We start from the raw sequence: 19,194 nt of genomic DNA on the forward strand, positions 1-19,194 counted from the left end.
TCACATGCCGTAGGAGAAGTTGGCGACGTAGCGGCGCCCCTTCACAGGCTTGCCCGCGCCTGCCGTCGTCAGGGCCACCGCCACTTCGTTCGGACTTTCGCGCATGTTCTCGACAGCTGCGTCGATGTGCAGGGTGTAGCCGGCGTCAAAGAGCGCATCTGCAAGGTCGAGTGTGATCTTCAGCGTCCGGCCAGTCCCGATGCTGGCGCCGGTGATGCCGTTGACCTGCACATTATCGCCGTTGGTTGCACGGTACCAGTCGGTCAGGTGTTGGTAGTATTTCGACTTTCTGCCGGCCATCCAGAGGCTGCCGGCATACTTGCCGGACGAGTCCCTAACATAGAGCGCGAGATAGGCGCCATCGCCGCCATAGTTGTTGAGTGTCGTGGTCAGCGTGACCGGCCGCGCCATCGCGAGGCTAGGAACCGTCAGCGCCGTGGTCAGGGAGAGTGCTGCGAGCAGCGGCTTCATCGTTTTGATCCTTGTATGAGTGTTGCTTCGAAGAGGCTCAGTTCACCTGGACCTGCGGCGGAGCGCCGTTCCCGAAAAGCCCGTTCTGCGGAGGTGCGACTATGCCCGCGGGCGCAGGATTACCCGCCCCGCCGCGGCTGCTGCGGCCGTCATCGTCATCATCATCATGATCAACGTCGTCGTGACCGCGCTGGGAGCTTTTGCGGTAGCGGTGGTCGTCATCGCCGTCCTCGCCACTGACGAGGACGAGCGGCATCGCCTTCGCGCGATCTTCGAAGAGCGCGGCGATGGGCCTAAGGCTTCCGTCAACCGAGGGCTGCATCGCACTCCAGGCAGGGACGCCAATGGCAGCCGTCAGAGCCGTGGTGGCGACAAGAAGTGTCAGGGTCTTTCTCATGGCAGGGTCTCCTTTCGTCTACTGTGACCACTATGAAGAACCGACCTGAGGACTTACTGACGGCGGAGGGATTCCCGCTTCAGCTTGCCGTCAGGAAGAAAACGGCCCCGCCGGTGAGAGCGGGGCCAAAGGCGATAAGTCCCGATCAGCCTTGGGGCTCCGTTGATCAGGCGATGTCGCCAGGACCGGGTGCGCGCTTGTCGCCGGTGACCATTGCATGGGCGAGGTTCTCGCGATGCCGGAAGGACGCCAGCACCACGCCGCCGACATGCAGCGCTACGAGCAGAAGCATCGGGTTCGCCAGTGTCTCATGGACCTCCTTCAGCGATCCTTCCGCTTCGCCGCGATCGCCATCGTCGTCGGCCCATGCGGGCGCCACGATCATGGCGGCGCCGGCGGGATTGTGGCCGAGGTAGCGCCGTTCCTTTCCGCGCACCATGTCACCGAGATAGGATAGCGTTGTTCCCGGGCCTTTCAGGAACTGGACGAAGCGCGCGTAGCGGCTGCCGACCAGGCTCCAGATGAGGCGGAACGCGACCAGGCACGCGACCGCGTAGCCTCGATCTCGTGAACGGTGAAGAGCTCCTCAGCAGTCAGCCAGGCCACTGCAAACGCGACGACGAGGCCCCAATGAAATACGTACACCAACGGGTCCCAGACCCGCATCTTGCCGGACATCCCGTTGTCCACTTGGGCTGCGCCACGCGCCGAGGAATCAGTCATGGCCGCCCCCTTCGCGTTTCCGGCGAGGACGATCGCCCTCGTCCTCGTATTCGATCTTGATCACTTGAAGCGTTGCGGGATGCACTGTCACTTCGATGCGGCGCCCCTCCGCGTTACTGCCGTCGATCTCGTAACAGCCATCGTCGATTTTGATGCGGCGAACATTCCAGCCGTTTTGTTGTGCTAAGCGCTGCACGGCCTCTCGCGGCTGCCACTCTGTCATGGGCACAAAGCAGCGGTTGTCGGCTATTGCGGTCCCAGTCGGAAAAGCCGCGAGAAAGCCGAGAATTGTCAATGCCTTCTTCATGGCGCAAACTCCAGATGCTCATCTTGAGGCAAATCGTGCGAGGTGAAGCTGACAGGAGCCTGACGCGCAGCCTCTGACGGCGTCAGCGTTGCGTCAGTTAGACGGATCATGGAAGGCGATCGGGAAAGGAACGAGACGAGCGATGCGTATCCTGCTTATCGAGGACGACACGGTTCTGGGCGCGGCAGTGCGCGATCAGATTGCCGGTGAAGGACAGTCGGTGGACTGGGCAACGCGGTTGGACATGGCAGTCGACGCCATTCGCGGTGCGGCTTACGATCTGATCCTTCTCGATCTCATGCTGCCGGACGGCCGCGGAATCAGCTTTCTGAAGAGCCTACGTGCGGGAGGCGACGTGACGCCCGTAATCATCCTGACCGCGCTCGACCAAGTGTCGGACAGGATCGATGGGCTGAATGCGGGCGCTGACGACTACCTCGTGAAGCCATTCGATCTTGCCGAGCTTTCCGCCCGGATAGGATCGGTCGCCCGGCGATACAGCGGCAATCCAAACCCGATCCTCAGCCATGGATCCTTGGATATCGACCTTGCGGCGCGCAGCGTCCGCCTTGCTGGCAAGCCCGTCCAACTAACAGCGCGCGAATGGGCCCTGTTCGAAGCCTTCCTGTCGCGCCCCGGTCAGCTTCTGTCCAAAGCGCAGCTGGAGGAGAAGCTCTACGCCTTCGATACGGAGGTGGAGAGCAACGCCATCGAGGTCCATGTAAGCCGCCTCCGCAAGAAACTCGGGCCGCAGGTCATCGAGACCGAGCGCGGTCTGGGATACAGGCTTGGAAAGTCATGAGGCTGCCCCGAAGCCTCCAGACCAGATTGGGGCTATCCATCGGCCTGGTGCTGTCGATCCTGTGGCTGCTCGCCGCGGCGATCACGGCCGTTATCGTGCGGGCCGAGATGGACGAGGTGTTCGACTCCTCCTTACGGGAAACCGCGGAGCGCATTCTGCCGCTAGCCGTAACCGACATCATCGCGCGCGATGATGAGGGGGTGACCCAAAGACTCGCGCCGATCCGCGAGCATGACGAACTCTTTACCTATGTCGTGCGCGATCCCGAGGATCGCATCCTACTGCAATCCCACGCGGCTGATCCGGCGGTGTTCCCGACCTGGGACGGCCCCGGCTTCCGGCAGACCGCAACTCATCGCCTCTACAATGATGCGGCGATCCAGGGGACGATCCGCATCACCGTCGCCGAACCGCTCGCCCATCGCGCGGCGGTCGCGCGGGAGATCCAGCTGGGCCTCGGCCTGCCGCTGCTGATCGTGCTGCCCGTCGCGCTGGCGGCAATCGCACTTGCGGTCCGGACGAGCCTCGGCTCGTTGCGACGCTTTCGGGCAGTCCTTGAGGCTCGAAGCGCCCGCGACCTTTCCTTGGTCCCCACAGACGAGCTGCCTTCGGAGATCGACCCACTGGCCGCGACACTAAACAGCCTGCTTGCGCGATTGCGTGAAGCCTTCGAGGCCGAGCGCAGTTTCGCAACCAATGCCGCGCATGAATTGCGCACGCCGCTTGCCGGCGCTATCGCGCAAGCGCAGCGCCTTCAGTCGGAAACCAGTGACTCGGCCGCAAGAGCAAGGGCGGCTGACATTGAGACTACGCTTAAGCGGCTCACGCGACTTGCTGAGCGTCTCATGCAGCTCGCACGGGCGGAAGGCGGACAGCTCCGCCTGAATCAAATTGTAGATCTTAGAATCGTCGCGCGGCTGGTGGTCGAGGACATCGCGCGAACAGGAGCGCCTGGCCGCATCGCGCTGACGCTGCCAGAGAAGCCGGTGATGTCAGACCTCGATCCTGACGCCTTCGGGATATTGTGTCGAAACCTGGTGGAGAACGCTGTGCGTCACGGCTCGGAAGCCTCCCCGGTCGAAGTGTCTCTTGCGCCGGATGGGAAATTGATCGTTGCGAACGAAGGGCCCGTCCTGCCGCGGGATGCTCTCGCTCATCTCACTGCCCGTTTCGAGCGAGCGGGCGCAACCACAGACGGCAGCGGATTGGGCCTCGCAATAGTCTCCGCCATCGCGGATCGAATCGAAAGCCCACTCATTTTAAGATCGCCACGTCCAGGCGCGTCCTCCGGCTTCGAGGCATCTGTTCATTTGCCAATAGCACGCGCGGACCAGCCGATGCTGCCTCTCGAAGCTCCTCGCTGATTAGTAGCTGCCGGCAGACAGATGAATGTGCCCGCCGTCATACTGCTCCGATCGTGGAACAGCGTATTGAAACCGTGGTGTGTTGGACCGGAGGAGCGTGAATAAGAGGCAGCCTTCTGAGCTGCTTCCGGTTCAGGGAACGCGACTGTGAATCGGCATGGCCTTTGACCCCCGATCGGCGCCCAAGGCTGCCCCTACCCGGAGCGACATAAGTGCTGCAAACTATTTCTGATTCCTGAGCTATGCGGGGGGCAGTGTTGGACGCCGACACGGGTGAACATTCGAAGCCGAGACACAGTCTCGATGGAATCGTGTCCGGACGCAGTGCACTGCGCCTCCGCAGGAGGCGTAGTGCACTGCAGACAGCATTTGGTGCGGTCCCGGATCTGCGGAGCGGCACTGCGGTGCGAAGCTTCGCTTCGCCAGGCCGCACCGCGTCCGGGACACGATACCAAATCGCTTCAATCGTAACGGATCACACGCTCGCTCCCACACGAACCCGCAATTGATGAGGACACGTGCTACCGCCAGCCCAGCGCCCGGCTGACCGATGCGGCGGTGGCGCGGACATCGTGGCTGAGCTCGTCCATGCGCTCCGGCTGCATGTACTGGGCGATGCTGGAGACGCTGATCGCGGCGACGATGGCGCCGCTGGCGTCGCGGATCGGGGCGGCCACGCAGCGCAGCTCCGGCGCGCTCTCTTCCAGGTCGAAGGCGGCGCCTCTCTGCGCATAGGTGCGCATGCGCGCCAGCGATTGCTGCCAGTCCTCCGCGGAGCGCCGCGCGCCGGCGGCCCTGTCGTAGAAGGCCTTCCAGTCCGCCTCGTTGCTGTCGAGCACCAGCGCCTTGCCGAGCCCCGTCGACCACACCGCGTGCCGGTCGCCGATGGTCGAGCGGATCTCGAAGCGGCGCTGGCCGGGCACCTTGTCGATATAGAGCACGACGTTCTCGTCGAGGATTCCGAGTTGCACGGTGTCCTGGGTGAGTGCGGCCAGTTCGACCAGATGGCCATGCGCCACCTGGCGCAGCGGCATGTCGCGTTGCGCCCGGAAGCCGAGTTCGAGCAGCTTGGGCCCGAGGCTGTAGCCGCCGCGCGGCGAGAAATTGAGATAGCGGCGATCGACCAGTGCGGAGGCGAGCCGATGGGTGGTGCTGCGGGTGGTGCCGAGCTTCGCCGACAGCGCGGCGAGATCCACGGTGCCTGCGGCGATCGCTTCCAGCACATCGAGCGCCCGCATCAGCGTCTGCGCGCCCTGGGGCGCCGGGCGCTCCGGCGGCGCGGCATTGGCCGTCAATGCTGCCGGAGATTCGCGCAAAACATCAGACATCGGCATTCCCTGTGATCGAGCGGCAGCAGCGCGCCATCCGCCTGTGATTACCATGACGGCCTCTTCGAGGACGCCATGGCATCGGTGCCCACGGTGATGCGCTGCCAAAGATCCTCTTGACAGCGCCACCGCCGATAAGTCTGATACCACATATCGTAACAAAGTCCCACATATTGGGATAATAATAATCGGCGGGAGGAAGTTGAAAGCGGCGCTGCCATTGCCGTGTGACTCACCATCCCCCGTCTGCCCAACCATGCGCGATGACCTGGCCGAACGCCGGGTGATCGCTCGTCCGTCCGTCCACCAACATCGGGATTCAATCCAGTGAAACTGCTGCGCTACGGCCCCGTGGGCCAGGAAAAACCAGGCCTGCTCGACGCCGATCAACGTCTCCGCGATCTGTCGGCCCATCTCACCGATATCAATGCGGCCGCGCTGGCGCCGGCGACGCTGGCTCGTCTCGGCGGGATCGATCCGCAATCGCTGCCGCTGGTCGAGGGCGCGCCGCGCCTCGGCGTGCCCATCGCCAATGTCGGCAAGTTCATCGCGATTGGACTCAACTATGCCGATCACGCCGCCGAATCCAATCTGCCGATCCCCGGCGAGCCGGTGGTGTTCACCAAGGCGATCAGTTCGCTGAGCGGGCCGAACGACGACGTGATGTTGCCGCAGGAGTCCGTCAAGAGCGACTGGGAGGTCGAACTCGGCATCGTCATCGGCCAGCGCGCCAGCTATGTCAGCGAAGCCGAGGCTCTCAATCACGTCGCCGGCTACTGCCTGGTCAACGACGTCAGCGAACGCGAGTATCAGATCGAGCGCGGCGGCACCTGGGACAAGGGCAAGGGATGCGACACCTTCGGTCCGGTCGGACCGTGGCTGGTGACATCGGACGAAGTCGGCGATCCCCAGGCCCTCGACATGTGGCTCGACGTCAACGGCACGCGCATGCAGACCGGCAGCACCCGCACCATGATCTTCAACTGCGCGGTGATCGTCAGCTATCTCAGCCGGTTCATGACGCTGATGCCCGGCGATATCATCACCACCGGCACGCCGCCCGGCGTCGGCATGGGCAAGAAGCCCAGTCCGATCTACCTCAAGCCCGGCGATGTGATGACGCTCGGGATCGCCAAGCTCGGCACCCAGCGCCAGCGCGTCATCGCCTTCTCCCGCAGCCGAAAGTCTGACCATGTTGTTCAAGGATCGTTTCAAGGGCCGCAAGGCCATCGTCACCGGCGGTGCCTCGGGTATCGGCCTCGATGTCGCCACGCGGCTCGCGGCCGAGGGCGCGCAGGTCAGCCTGTGGGATCTCACCGATGCGCTGCTGCAGCCCGCCCGGACCAGCAGCGGCGCCGTTGACGTCCAGGTCGTCGACATTGCCGACGCCGATGCGGTGGCCAGGGCCATGGATGCCAGCGTCAAGGCGCTCGGCGGCCTCGACGTGCTCGTCGCCAGCGCCGGCATCACCGGTCCCAACACTACCGTGCGCGACTATCCGGTCGATGCCTGGCGCCGCGTGGTCGATGTCAATCTCAACGGCATCTTCTACTGCAACCAGGCGGCCATCCGCGTCATGGAGACCAGCGGCTACGGCCGCATCGTCAATGTCGCATCGATCGCCGGCAAGGAAGGCAATCCGAACGCCTCGGCCTACAGCGCCTCCAAGGCCGGCGTGATCGGCTTCACCAAGTCGCTCGGCAAGGAAGTCTCCAAGACCGATATCCGCGTCAACTGCGTGACCCCTGCGGCGGTCCGCACCGCAATCTTCGATCAGATGACCCAGGAACACATCGACTTCATGCTGTCGAAGATTCCGATCGGGCGTTTCGGTGCCATCGCCGAAGTGGCGTCGCTGATCTGCTGGCTCGCCAGCGAGGAAGCCTCGTTCTCGACCGGCGGCGTGTTCGACGTCTCCGGCGGCCGCGCGACCTACTGATCGCGTGCCGATGACCTGGCGCCGGTCGTGGCCGGCGCCAGGTCAAATACCAATCAAGAAATGAGGAAATCCCATGTCGATGATCGCTACCCATCCTCCCGTCACGGTCGAGGATGACATCCGCAAAAGCGTGCTTGGCAAGCTGCGCTGGCGCATCGTGTTCTTCTGCTTCGTGCTGTTCATCATCAACTACCTCGATCGTGTGAATGTCGGCTTCGCGGCCATCCACATGAACAAGGATCTCGGCCTGTCGGCGACCGCCTACGGTCTCGGCGCCGGCATCTTCTTCCTCGGCTACATCGCATTCGAAATTCCCAGCAACATGATCATGCACAAGGTCGGTCCGCGCCGCTGGATCGCCCGCATCATGGTGAGCTGGGGCATCGTGTCCTGCTGCATGGCGTTCGTGAAGGGCGAGACCAGCTTCTACATCGTGCGCTTTCTGCTCGGCCTCGCCGAGGCCGGCTTCGTGCCGGGCGTGCTGCTGTATCTGACCTACTGGTTTCCGCAGCGCGACCGCGCCAAGGCGACCGCCGGCTTCATGACCGCGACGGTGCTGTCGACGGTGATCGGCGCGCCGCTGTCGGGATGGATCCTGTCCAGCAATCCGACCTGGTTCGGCCTCGCGGCCTGGCAATGGCTGTTCATCCTCGAGGCCGCGCCGGCCGTCATTCTCGGTGTCGTGACCTTCTTCTATCTCGTCGACCGACCGCAGACCGACACCCGCTGGCTCACCGCCACCGAGCGCAGCCGGCTGATCGCGGAGCTGGATCGCGAGGACCGTGCGGTCAAGGCCGTCGGCACCCATTCGTTCCGCGCCATCTTCAGCGATTACCGCGTCTGGCTGCTGACGCTGATCTATATGTTCAACGCCATGGCGGTTTACGGCGTGGTGCTGTGGCTGCCGCAGATCGTGCGCTCGATCGGCGGGCTCACCGACCTGCAGACCGGCTTCGTCACCGCGATCCCGTTCGTGTTCGCGACCCTCGGGCTGGTGTTCGTGGCCCGCAATTCCGACGCCACCGGCGAACGCAAATGGCACACCGCGCTGTCGGCGTTGCTCGGCGGCGTGTTCCTCGCTGCCAGCGCCTTTGCGCCGAGCCCGCTGGTCGGTCTGCTGCTGCTATGCGCCGCCGCAGCCGGCGTGTGGGCGGTGCTCGGCGTGTTCTGGAGCCTGCCGACGCTGTTCCTGACGGGACCCGCCGCCGCCGGCGGTCTCGCGGCGATCAACGGCTTCGCGCAGATCGGCGGCTTCGCCGGGCCCTATCTGGTCGGCTGGATCAAGGACACCACCCAGAGCTTCACGCCGGCGCTGCTGACCCTGGCCGCGGGCCCGATCATCGCCGCGATCCTCTGCCTGGCCGTCAAGGTGAAGAAGGTGCCCGCCGCGCAGCGCTAGCGGGTTGGGACGAGGGCAGGGCCGCCGGATGCGTGAGCGTCCGGCGGCTTTGTGCTGTCGGGAACCACGCGTTGCGGTATTGTCGCAGCACTTTTCGTGACGCTGGGGGGCCGAAGGCATCAGCATCATCAGCATGCCTTCGGCGAGCCGCAAAGAGAGGAGACTGATCGATGGCCAAAAAAGAATTCAAGCCGGGTCAGGGTTTCACCAAGGAGGAATGGGACGACACGGAGTTTCCTGAACTGACGGACGAGGAACTTGCCGAGATGCGCCCGTTCGCCGAAGTCTTGCCCGAACTCGCGGCCTCGATCCGCCGGGGGCGCGGTCCCAACAAGGCGCCGACCAAGCGGCTGATCTCGTTGCGGCTGTCGGGCGAGGTGATCGACAAGTACAAGGCCGGCGGCGATGGCTGGCAGTCGCGTATCGATGCCGACCTGCGCAAGCTCAACAAGATCAAATGAGCGTCAGCGCGCGACCCATGCCAGCACCAGCACGCGCAGCGGGTTGGCGGGGTCGAGCAGCAGCTTGGCGGTGACGCCGAGCGAGATGATCACCAGCAGCGGGCGGATCACCTTCGGCCCGAAGCGCATCGCGGTGCGCGAGCCGAGCCGGCCGCCAATGAAATTGCCGATGGCCAGGGTCGCACCTAGCATCCACAGCACCTGTCCGCCGGACGCCATCACCGCGATCGACACCAGGTTGCTCATCAGGTTGAGCACCTTGGTATGCGCGGTCGCCCGGGTCAGCCCCATGCCCATCAGGGCAACCAGGCTGAGCGCGTAGAACGAGCCGGCGCCGGGGCCGAAAAATCCATCATAGAAGCCGATGGCGGCGGCCACCGCCGCGTAGGCGAGCGGCGTCAGGCGGGCGCGGGAATCGATGTCGCCGGCGACCGGGGCCACCAGGAAAAACAAGGCGATGCCGACCAGCAGGATCGGCAGCACCACCATCAGCCATCGGGTGTCGACGGCCATCAGCGCCAGCGCGCCGCCGGCGCCGCCGGCCAGTGCTGCGACCAGCGGGATGCGCAGCAGCTTGAAGTCGATCCAGCCGCCGCGCCAGTACGTATAGGTCGCCGATGCGGTGCCGACGCAGCCCTGCACCTTGTTGGTGGCGATGGCCGCCACCGGGCTGACGCCGGCCGCCAGCAGCGCCGGGATCATGATCAGCCCGCCGCCGCCAGCAATGGCGTCGACGAAGCCGGCCGCCACGGCGGCGAGGCAGAGCAGGGCAATGATGTCGGGGGCAAGATCCATGACGGCGCGTTTAAACGATGGGAGCGCGTAATGCCACCGGAGACGGGAACCGGGTCGCGGTCGCCATCACGATCGCTGGCAGCGCATTGCCGCATAGTCGGCGATGACATTCCGCAGCTGCGACGTGAGCGTCGCGGGATGCTCCCATGCAAGCGAACACCTGTCATCCCATGCATTTGCATGATAATTTCCCGTCCATCGCAGCCCGCGCGGCCGTTTTGTCGCCCAGCCACTGAATTCATCGACATGAACAAGTTCGAGCCGAAGAGCCGCGCAGCGGCCGGTCAGCCGTTGTCAGACGAGGTTGTCGCGGAACTGTCGCACATTCCGACCGAGGTGATGGAGGTCAGCGACGCCCCGTCGATCGCGCCGAAGCCGCCGCTCACCAAGAGCGAGGTGCGCACCATTCTGGTGAGCCTGCTGCTGACGATGTTTCTGGCGGCGCTCGACCAGACCATCGTCGCAACGGCATTGCCGACCATCGGCCGCCAGTTCGGCGATGTCTCCAACCTGTCCTGGGTGATCACCGCCTATCTGCTGGCCTCGACTGCGGTGGCGCCGGTGTTCGGGACGCTGTCCGACATCTACGGCCGCCGTGCCACCATCATCGCCGCGCTGGCGCTGTTCATGGCGGGCTCGGTGATGTGCGCGCTGGCACCGAACATGCTGGTGCTGATCCTCGGCCGTGCGCTGCAGGGCCTCGGCGGCGGCGGCATCCTGCCGATCGTGCAGACGGTGATCTCTGACGTGGTGACGCCGCGCGAGCGCGGCCAGTACCAGGCCTATTTCAGCAGCGTCTGGGTGGCCGCCGGCATTGGCGGGCCGATCCTCGGCGGGCTGTTCGCCGAACACCTGCACTGGTCGATGATCTTCTGGATCAACATTCCGCTCGGCATTGCCGCGCTCGCCATGCTGCTGCCGAACATGAAGAAGATCCCGGTGTTCCACCGCATGCGCAAGGTCGACTGGCTCGGCGGTGTGCTGCTGATGGCCGCGGCGGTGACGGTCATGCTGGTGCTGACCTGGGGCGGCACGAAATTCTCATGGGCCTCGCCGACCATTCTGGCGATGCTCGGCGCGGCGGCGGCGATGGCGCTCGCCTTCATCTGGCACGCGCTGCGGACCTCCGAACCGTTCCTGCCGCTGCAACTGATGTCGGGCACGGTGGTGCCGTATGCGATGGCCGCCGGCGGCTGCGCCATGGGCGCGATGATCGGGCTCACGGTGCATCTGCCGCTTTACTACGAAGTGGTCTACGGCCTCACCGCCGGCGAGGCAGGGCTGGCGCTGATTCCAATTGCGGCGGTCTCGGTGGCCGGCGCCGCGATTGCCGGCCGCACCATGACGCGCGCCAAGCACTACAAGCGCGTGGCGATCGCCGGCACCGGCATGGCGGCGGTCATGGCGATGCTGATGGCGTTCGCCGCGCCGTTGCCGCTGTGGGCGCTGCTCACCATGCTCGGCGCGTTCGCCGTCGGCCTCGGCACCACCTTCCCGGTGTCGGTGGTGTCGATCCAGAACGCCGTGCCGCGGCCGCAGGTCGGCACCGCCACCGGCGCCATGAACTTCTTCCGTGCGCTGATGGCGTCGTTCACCGTCGCCGCCTTCACCACGATCCTGCTGATGGTGCTGGGCGCCGACATCACCATCTCCGGCGAGCATGCCGGCGCGGCACATCCCATTGCCGCCGCCGACATGGTGCATGCGTTCCGCTACGTGTTCGCCGCCGCCGCGGCGATGATGGCGGTGGGCGCATTTTTCCTGCTGCTGATGGAAGAGCGGGCGCTTGCGGGACCGGCCAAGGCCGCGGCGACGGAGTTGGTGGAGTAGGGGACAAAGCTGCTAGCGGACGATGCAACTTGTGGTTATGTCGTGGAGCGGGTAATGATGCCAATCTAGGGGGTGTAATGATTGCCATGACAGTTGAGTATCCTATTCAAAGTACCCAAGTTCGGCAGCTCAGCAAACTTGTCGAAGAATCAACCCGAGCGACTGGAGATAGCGTCAAGTATTTCATTGAGCCCACTCCAGGAGTTTTAGACAAAGCGAAAAATAAGCGTCATCACATCATTTTTGGCCGGCGCGGCTCTGGCAAATCGAGCCTGCTGCATAAGGTCGCCTCTGATTTGACTATCAGTCGAACGCCTATCGCATACGTTGATCTTGAGCAGTTTAAAGGACACAGCTACCCGGATGTCTTGATAAGTGTCTTGATCAGTACGCTGACGGAATTCAAGAAGTGGCTTGACACTGCCGCCACGAATCCAGCGACAAAGAAGACGTTCTGGATGAAATTCTTCGGATCGATCCCGTCAAAGGGCGCGTTCCCAAAAAGAAATACAGCAAGTCTGTCGGCCCAGTTCGAGGCGATGATTGAGCTGCACCCGGTTCTGTTGACACCGGCTTAAACTAATCCGGCCCTTTGCTCGAACTCCATAGGGCTTAGATATCCGATGGTCGAGTGACGACGCTTCGGATTGTAGAAGCGTTCGATGTAGTCGAACACATCGGCCTTGGCTTCGTTCCTTGTTCGGTAGATCTTGCGCGCGGTTCGCTCCGTCTTCAACGACGAGAAGAAGCTCTCCATAGCCGCGTTGTCCCAGACATTTCCAGACCGGCTCATTGAACAGACGACGCCGTGGTCGGCCATCAATCGCTGGAACTGCTCGCTGGTGTTGGCTGTCCCGGTCGGAATGGTGGAGCAGCGCATCAGGTTTGCCTCGTCGCCAGATTGCCATCACGAGGGCGTCGGTCACAAGTTGCGCCGTCATTGCGGTTTGCATCGACCAGCCAACTACGCGCCGAGAGAACAGGTCGACGACGGCCGCCACATAAATCCAGCCTTCCGCCGTCCAGACATAGGTGAAGTCGGCGATCCATTTGCGGTTGGGAGCCGCCGCCTCGAAGGCGCGGTCGAGCACGTTGGCAGCGACGGCGCTCGCCTGACGTTCACCCACATCAGGAGGAAGGCGGCGCTGTCGCGGCCGCGCCCTGAGAGCTTGTAGGCGCATCAATCGTTCGACCCGGTGTAGCCCACACGACACACCCTCTGCAAGCAGGTCGTGCCATACACGCCTGGCGCCGTAAGTGCGGTCGCTTGCGAGGAAGCTGGCTCGAACCTTCGCACCCAATTCCTCATCGCTTCGGCTCCGCCGACTGCGTGAACGCTCCAGCCAGGCATAGAACCCACCTCGCGAGACACCGAGCGCCTCGCACAACCACTCCGCCGGCCAGAGCCCCCGGTGCTTCGAAATGAAACCGAACTTCACATCGATTCCTTCGCGAAGTAGGCCGCGGCTTTTTTTAGGATGTCGCGCTCTGCCTTCAGTTTGGCAACCTCGCGCCTGAGGCGCGTGATCTCCTGCTGCTCCGGCTTCATCTGACCTTGCCCGGGAAAAGCATGTTGCGGGTCGTCGGCGAACTTCTTCACCCATTCACGCAGCTGCGTCGGATGAACGCCGAGGTCGTCGGCAGCCTGGGCGTAGGACACGCCCCGATCCTTGATCAGCTTGACCGCCCCAAGCTTGTACTCTCGCGTAAACTTCCGTCTCTCCATGACACACCTCCAGCTCCATAAAACACCTAACTTGGTGTCTTCGGAACCGGGTGCAGCTCAATCTGATGACGCGTTACGAAAGACCAATCTTGTTTATCTTGAGAAAGAGCAGGCTGGCGTATTCGGCTAGCAAAAGCCTGTCGCCTTTGTGATGATCCCCGCAGGCTACGCGCCTCTGCGGGGGAGGCTGCGACAGTAGACAGTGCGCCGCGGGGCGCTGGCTATCGCATCCGCCTGGTGCGTATCCGGTCCCTGCCATCCCATCGCGGTCAACGAACGGCGGATTGCCGCTTCCGTCCCATGCCCCAACGAGCCGCTCCCCGACGCAATCCCGTTGTAGTCGATGTCCGACGGTATTATGGAAGGTGAATTGGGTGGCTGTGTTGCCGCCGGTACCGCCCTCCTGACGAAGCGAAACGAACTGACATGAAAACACTGATTGCCATCGCCGTCGTGCTTTCTTCGACCACCGCCCTGGCGCAAAGCCCGCCGCCCACGGTCGGCGGCAAGCCGCTGGTGCAGGTGAAGCCGCGCAATGCCGGCAAGCAGCTGTCCAATGCCGAGAAATTGCTGGCCTGCCTCGAGATCGAGGATGGCTCGAAGCCGCGGCTGGACTGCTTCGATGCGGTGTTCCCGCCGAAGCCGCCGAAGGCGAAGCCGGTGCCCGCCAAGGGCGTGGCGGATTGCCGCTTCATCAAGGAAGAAGACGAGCGGCTGACCTGCTTCAACGGCTTTGCGGAGAGCATTCCGAAGTTTTCGGCGCGCTAGACCGGAATCGATTCTGGTTGAATCGGGTCCCCGACGCGATGCAGCGCGCGCCGCTTTGGCTCTGCGACGCAGAACCCTGCGAAGCTTCGCTTCGCTAGGCCGCATCGCATCCGGGACAAGCGCTCTTCTGTGACGATCACGCGCTAGCCGGTGCTGCCGGGGATCTCGACCGTGTGTGTGGCGAGCCAGACCTTGTTGCGGAACAAGTCGCGCAGCGACTGCGCGATCTGGCGGTGCTGGTTGCGTTCGGGGCCGACGGGAAACGACCGCGCATAGAGCAGGGTGCTGCGCTGCAACTCGAACAGTTCGGCGCGGCTGTAGCGGCGTTCAACAGTCGGAATACGGCTACCGGTTGCCATCGAACACTCCCCCCCGCTGCGGGAGGCATCGGCCTCCCTGTCACCGCGGAATGTCGTTGCCGCGGTGCTATGCCAGCCTAGACCCATTGCTGTCCGGAATAGGACTCAATTGCTCAACCCTGCTTGATCTAAGTCAAATATGAGAGTCGATTTTGGCACTTATGCAGGTGCGTGTAGATCATAGATGATCGCGGACTCGTCGATCAGGGTCCGGTAGCACTCGCAGGCCGCGGCTTCCAGGCCGGCGCGATCGATGATCTTGATGACGCCGCGGGAATAGGAGATGAAGCCGGCCGCCTGCAGTCTGCTGGCGACTTCGGTGACTGAGGTTCGGCGCACGCCGAGCATTTCGGCGAGGAATTCCTGGGTCAGTGCCACGGTGTCGTCGTTGGCGCGATCCGCAGACTGCAGCAGCCAGCGGCAGAACCGCGCTTCCACCGGATGCACCGCGTTGCAGGCGGCGGTAATGCGCGCCTGCGACAGCAGGATTTCATTGTAGCGGATGCACAGGTCGCGAATGGCGTCGCTCTGCGCCGCGGCCTTGCGGAACACCGCCGCCGAAATCCGCGACGCCGCCATGGGAAGCTGAATCACCGCGCGCACCAGCGACCTGTACAGGCCGAAGCCGGACATGGCGCCGACCACGCCTTCGCGGCCGACGGTGGCGATCTCGATCGATTTGCCGTCGCTCAGCACCACCAGCAGCGAGATCATGCCATTGTGCGGAAACCAGACATGGTCGAACTCATCGCCGGCCTCCAGCACCAGATGGCCCTGCGGCATCGGCTGGATGGTGAAATGCGGGAGCAGCAGCGCATTGAATTCACTGCGGGGCAGCGCCGACAACAGCGCGTTGTCGAGTGGGCTGCCGAGATTGGGGGCAAGCATGACGGTATCCTGCCCGATCGGTCGGGCCGATTCCGCAGGGGGTGGGAATGACGCTCCGAGAGCACGTTCCGCGCGGGGTGCCCTACATATAGGGTTCTCAAGTCCCTTTGTCGTGCGGCAACCGTCATAAGGCGCGCAGATGCCGGTCAAATATCCGGATAATCGCCGATTAGCTGAGGAATGCCAGCAGCTTGATTGATCACGCGCGTTAGTAAAATATTTGTCTGATAGGCAACTTAAGCGGCGCGCGGACTCCAATGTCGAGGCTTCCGTCATCGTTGCCGCGGCGTCGCAGCGCCCATGGCGAGGCGCTGCTGCGGCCGAATATCGGGGAACGCCGCAAAGAATTGTCGGAACCATCCTCAGTTGCTTTAGGGTAGTCAGGATTCGTCGCTCGGCTGATGTGCTGGACTGGCGTCAACAGTCAGCCCGGGGGCCGCGACGTGGAACATTTGCAGGTTTTGGTGCGCGACGAGACGACGCGCGCCGGCGCCGTTGTGACCTTGCAGGCATTCAGCCGCGGCGTTCTCCATCGCCTGCCGCAGAAACTGTCGGGCGCGGCCTTCGCAGCGCTGCTGCTCAACACCAGCCCGGTGCGCGCGGCTGGCGGAAACGGCGGCACCGGGCAGGGGCTGATCCCGCTGTTCGGCACCAGCAGCGGCGGCTATGGCGTGTCGAATTCCGGCAGGAACCCCGTCGGCGATTTCGGCCAGGCCGGAAGCCAGGTCTGCACCGCGGGCAGCGGCGGCGGCGGCGGCGGCGGTGCCGGCGGCGGGCTGGGCGGCCCTGGCGGCGGTCCGGTCAACGCCGCTGCCGGCGCGGCGGGCCGCGACAATGACGGCTGCTTCGGTGGCGGCGGTGGCGGCGGTGGCACCGGCGGTGCCCATGGCCAGATCGGCAGCGGATATCTCACGCTGGTCACGCCAGTCGCCGGTAGCACCGGCGGCACGGGCGGCGCCGGCGGCCAGGTCAACTATATTTTCAATCCCGGGGCCGGCCCCGGCGCCGCCGGCAATGGCGGGGGCGGCGGTGGCGGCGGCGAGGGCGGCTACGGCGTGTACATGATCGGCACCGGCGCGCGCACCGTCGACAACTACAACACCATCACGGGCGGCAGCGGCGGCACCGGCGGCAATGCCGGCTCCGCCATCATCCCGATGTTCCTGCCCGGCATCACCGGCAGCGGTGGCGGTAACGGTGGCGATGGCGGCACCGGAATCCATTTTGAATTTTCTCCGGCCGGCAACACGCTGCGCAATTATGGCACAGTGCAGGGCGGCAGCGGCGGCCTCGGCGGATCGGGCGGCGAGTTGTCCGGCGCTGTCGTGGGCTCCAAGGGTACTACGGGCAATGCCGGCGTCGGCGGCGTCGGCGTGGTCGGCGTCGATCTCACCGTCGTCAACGCGGGCAGCATCAGCGGCGGCCTGTCGGGCGACGGCTTCATCCGCGCCAACGCCATCAATTTCTATGGTACCAGCCAACTGACCACTCTGGCCGGCGGCACGCTGACCGGCAATATCAACATTGGCGGCGTGCTGACGCTGCTGCAGACCGGGGCGAGCGCGGCCTACGGCAACATCTTCACCGGCGACGGCGCACTGGCGATCACCACCGCAGGGGGCAACGTGGTGTCGCTGAGCGGCGCCAACACCTATGGCGGCGGCACCACCGTGACAACGGGCAGCACGCTGGCGATCAACAATTCGCAGTCCATCGGCAGCGGCGCGCTGAAGCTGCAGTCCGGCAGCACCTTGAACATGACGACGCCCGGACTGAGCCTCGGCAATGCGATCAGCGTCGCCGGCATCGCGGCCATCGCAACCGAGCAGGACGCCCGCATCACCGGCGCGATCGTCGACGGCGTGTCGCCCGGCGGCCTCATCAAGACCGGCCCGGGGTTGCTGATCCTGTCGGGCACCAGCAGCTACAGCAACCTGACGCAGGTCAAAAGCGGCATCCTGCAGGTCGATGGTTCGATCGCCGCTTCAAACCAGATCTCGGTGCTCAGCGGCGGCGTGCTGCGCGGCACCGGCACCGTGGGCAAGCTGCTGATCGACGATGGCGGGACCTTCGCGCCGGGCTCGACGCCCACGACGTCGATGACGGTCGCCGGCACGCTCGGCTTCCAGGCCGGTGCCACTTACCTCGTGCATGTCGGCTTGTCCGGGATGACGTCGGTCAATGTGTCGGGCACGGCGTTTCTGGGCGGCACGGTGGCGATACCCGCCTCGTCAGGCTGGCAGAACTGGACGGTGATCAAGAGCATCCTGCATGCCGGCGCGCTGAACGGCACGTTTGCCGGCGTCAGCGCGCCGCCGGGATACACCGGCAGCCTCAGCTACAGCCTCACCGACGTGACGTTGACCGCCACCGGCGGGTTTGCCAGCGACCTGGTGCTGTCGCGCAACCATGGCGCGTTGGTTGCCGCGCATGACGGCTACCTGTCCGGTGGCGCCACGGTGCCGGCGCGCTTCGACGCGGTGTTGGCCTTGAGCGGCAGTAACCTCACCAATGCGTTGACGCAGATCTCCGGCGAGACGCCGACCGCGACGCATCAGACCGGCCTCAATGCGGCGACGCAGTTCGTCGGGACCATGTCCGACCCGAACATCGCCGGCCGCGGCGGCGAGGCATCGTCGGCGACGGCTTATGCGGAGGAGGGCGATGCGATGAGCGCCTACGCCGCCACCGGCGACAAGCGCAGCGGCTCGGCGCGCGACGCCTTTGCGATGATCACCAAGGCGCCGCCGCGCGTCCCCGCGTTCCGGCCGTTCTGGAACGTGTGGGCGTCGGGCTTCGGCGGCACTCAGACCACCGACGGCAATGTGGCGGCCGGCTCCAACACGTCGACCAGCCGGATCGGCGGCGTCGCGTTCGGGGCCGACTATCATCTGTCGCCGCAGACCGTCGCCGGCTTTGCGCTGGCCGGCGGCGCTACCAACTTCAGTGTCGTCGGCGGCGGCAGCGGGCGTTCTGACCTGTTCCAGCTCGGCGGCTTCGTGCGCCACACGATCGGCGCCGCCTATGTCACCGCGTCGGCGGCCTATGGCTGGCAGGATGTGACGACCGACCGCATCGTCTCGGTGGGCGGGCTCGATCAGTTGCGCGCAAACTTCAACACCAACAGCCTGTCGGCGCGGCTCGAGGCCGGCAACCGCTTTGCGCTGCCGTGGTTCGGCGACGCCGGCGTCACGCCCTATGCAGCGACGCAGCTGACCTATCTCGACCTGCCGGCCTATGCGGAGACCACGTTGTCGGGGCCGACGACGTTTGCGCTGGCCTATGCCGCGAAGGGTATCACCGCGCCGCGCAGCGAGCTCGGCCTGCGCAGCGACAGGTCGTTTGCGGTGGGCGACAAGATGCTGACCCTGCGTGGCCGTGCCGCCTGGGCGCATGACTTCGATACCGACCGCTCGGCCACCGCGACCTTCCTGGCACTGCCGGGCGCCAGCTTCGTGGTCGGCGGCGCGTCGCCTGCGGCCAATGCGGCGCTGACCACGGCTGCGGCCGAACTGACCTTCATCAGCGGCATCAGCGTCGGCGCGACGTTTGAGGGCGAGTTCTCCGACGTCACCCGCAGCTACGCCGGCAAGGGCGTGGTGCGCTATGCGTGGTGAGCGATCTGCGCGGAATTGAC

General features: G+C 64.7%; 17 protein-coding genes and 2 pseudogenes. 10 read left to right on the top strand and 9 right to left on the bottom strand.

The genetic code is table 11. The features are described from left to right. The 4 genes from ACUXVA_RS17390 to ACUXVA_RS17405 all read right to left on the bottom strand — a co-directional run bounded on the left by ACUXVA_RS17390 (window position 1) and on the right by ACUXVA_RS17405 (window position 1,898). The gene (locus ACUXVA_RS17390; RefSeq protein WP_265079175.1) at window positions 1-471 is read right to left on the bottom strand and encodes a DUF2271 domain-containing protein; all 471 of its coding nucleotides are present in this window, start codon (window positions 469-471) and stop codon (window positions 1-3) included. 37 nt (window positions 472-508) lie between these two features. Further along, window positions 509-868, bottom strand: coding sequence for a hypothetical protein (locus ACUXVA_RS17395; RefSeq protein ID WP_265079174.1), 360 nt, complete (start codon window positions 866-868; stop codon window positions 509-511). A gap of 166 nt (window positions 869-1,034) precedes the next feature. Next, on the bottom strand, window positions 1,035-1,304 hold the full coding sequence (locus ACUXVA_RS17400) for a cytochrome b/b6 domain-containing protein (protein ID WP_445487250.1): 270 nt from the start codon (window positions 1,302-1,304) through the stop codon (window positions 1,035-1,037). A 279-nt stretch (window positions 1,305-1,583) separates the two neighbouring features. Further along, window positions 1,584-1,898 carry a PepSY domain-containing protein gene (locus ACUXVA_RS17405; RefSeq protein ID WP_265079172.1) on the bottom strand — a complete coding sequence of 105 codons (315 nt, stop codon included), beginning with the start codon at window positions 1,896-1,898 and terminating at the stop codon, window positions 1,584-1,586. Between the two features lie 142 nt (window positions 1,899-2,040). On the opposite strand from ACUXVA_RS17405, the gene ACUXVA_RS17410 reads away from it, so the two are divergent. Beyond that, complete coding sequence (locus ACUXVA_RS17410; protein WP_265079171.1) at window positions 2,041-2,700, top strand: response regulator transcription factor; 660 nt, start codon at window positions 2,041-2,043, stop codon at window positions 2,698-2,700. Next, window positions 2,697-4,064 (top strand): ATP-binding protein, encoded by a 1,368-nt coding sequence (locus ACUXVA_RS17415; protein WP_445487253.1) that lies wholly within the window; start codon window positions 2,697-2,699, stop codon window positions 4,062-4,064. Before ACUXVA_RS17410 ends, ACUXVA_RS17415 begins: the two co-directional genes overlap by 4 nt. Window positions 4,065-4,585: 521 nt before the next feature. Here ACUXVA_RS17415 and ACUXVA_RS17420 read toward each other — a convergent pair. Continuing rightward, the gene (locus tag ACUXVA_RS17420; protein WP_265079168.1) at window positions 4,586-5,392 is read right to left on the bottom strand and encodes an IclR family transcriptional regulator; all 807 of its coding nucleotides are present in this window, start codon (window positions 5,390-5,392) and stop codon (window positions 4,586-4,588) included. 327 nt (window positions 5,393-5,719) lie between these two features. Between ACUXVA_RS17420 and ACUXVA_RS17425 the strand changes: the two are divergent. The 4 genes and pseudogenes from ACUXVA_RS17425 to ACUXVA_RS17440 form a co-directional block, all read left to right on the top strand. Further along, a pseudogene (locus ACUXVA_RS17425) lies at window positions 5,720-6,559 on the top strand (fumarylacetoacetate hydrolase family protein); the annotation flags it as partial. 25 nt (window positions 6,560-6,584) lie between these two features. Continuing rightward, complete coding sequence (locus tag ACUXVA_RS17430) at window positions 6,585-7,331, top strand: SDR family NAD(P)-dependent oxidoreductase (RefSeq protein ID WP_265079166.1); 747 nt, start codon at window positions 6,585-6,587, stop codon at window positions 7,329-7,331. 73 nt (window positions 7,332-7,404) lie between these two features. Continuing rightward, window positions 7,405-8,730 (top strand): MFS transporter, encoded by a 1,326-nt coding sequence (locus ACUXVA_RS17435; RefSeq protein WP_445487256.1) that lies wholly within the window; start codon window positions 7,405-7,407, stop codon window positions 8,728-8,730. 170 nt (window positions 8,731-8,900) lie between these two features. Next, the gene (locus tag ACUXVA_RS17440) at window positions 8,901-9,191 is read left to right on the top strand and encodes a BrnA antitoxin family protein (RefSeq protein WP_445487258.1); all 291 of its coding nucleotides are present in this window, start codon (window positions 8,901-8,903) and stop codon (window positions 9,189-9,191) included. Window positions 9,192-9,194: 3 nt separating this feature from the next. Here the strand turns inward: ACUXVA_RS17440 and ACUXVA_RS17445 are convergent, their stop codons facing one another. Next, window positions 9,195-9,986 (bottom strand): TSUP family transporter, encoded by a 792-nt coding sequence (locus ACUXVA_RS17445; protein ID WP_265079164.1) that lies wholly within the window; start codon window positions 9,984-9,986, stop codon window positions 9,195-9,197. 246 nt (window positions 9,987-10,232) lie between these two features. On the opposite strand from ACUXVA_RS17445, the gene ACUXVA_RS17450 reads away from it, so the two are divergent. After that, complete coding sequence (locus ACUXVA_RS17450; protein WP_265079163.1) at window positions 10,233-11,816, top strand: MDR family MFS transporter; 1,584 nt, start codon at window positions 10,233-10,235, stop codon at window positions 11,814-11,816. 77 nt (window positions 11,817-11,893) lie between these two features. Further along, complete coding sequence (locus ACUXVA_RS17455; RefSeq protein WP_265079162.1) at window positions 11,894-12,394, top strand: ATP-binding protein; 501 nt, start codon at window positions 11,894-11,896, stop codon at window positions 12,392-12,394. Here ACUXVA_RS17455 and ACUXVA_RS17460 read toward each other — a convergent pair. Further along, window positions 12,391-13,542: pseudogene (locus ACUXVA_RS17460) on the bottom strand (IS3 family transposase). The gene ACUXVA_RS17455 and the pseudogene ACUXVA_RS17460 sit on opposite strands and share 4 nt — an antisense overlap. A 426-nt stretch (window positions 13,543-13,968) precedes the next feature. Between ACUXVA_RS17460 and ACUXVA_RS17465 the strand changes: the two are divergent. After that, on the top strand, window positions 13,969-14,310 hold the full coding sequence (locus ACUXVA_RS17465; RefSeq protein ID WP_265079161.1) for a hypothetical protein: 342 nt from the start codon (window positions 13,969-13,971) through the stop codon (window positions 14,308-14,310). A gap of 143 nt (window positions 14,311-14,453) precedes the next feature. Here the strand turns inward: ACUXVA_RS17465 and ACUXVA_RS17470 are convergent, their stop codons facing one another. Continuing rightward, the gene (locus ACUXVA_RS17470) at window positions 14,454-14,669 is read right to left on the bottom strand and encodes a hypothetical protein (RefSeq protein WP_265079160.1); all 216 of its coding nucleotides are present in this window, start codon (window positions 14,667-14,669) and stop codon (window positions 14,454-14,456) included. Between the two features lie 159 nt (window positions 14,670-14,828). After that, on the bottom strand, window positions 14,829-15,557 hold the full coding sequence (locus ACUXVA_RS17475) for a Crp/Fnr family transcriptional regulator (RefSeq protein WP_445487262.1): 729 nt from the start codon (window positions 15,555-15,557) through the stop codon (window positions 14,829-14,831). A gap of 443 nt (window positions 15,558-16,000) precedes the next feature. On the opposite strand from ACUXVA_RS17475, the gene ACUXVA_RS17480 reads away from it, so the two are divergent. Next, window positions 16,001-19,174: an autotransporter family protein gene (locus ACUXVA_RS17480; RefSeq protein ID WP_265079158.1), complete on the top strand. Its 3,174-nt coding sequence runs from the start codon at window positions 16,001-16,003 to the stop codon at window positions 19,172-19,174. Window positions 19,175-19,194 lie beyond the last annotated feature (20 nt).

The organism is Rhodopseudomonas sp. RCAM05734 (assembly GCF_052658035.1).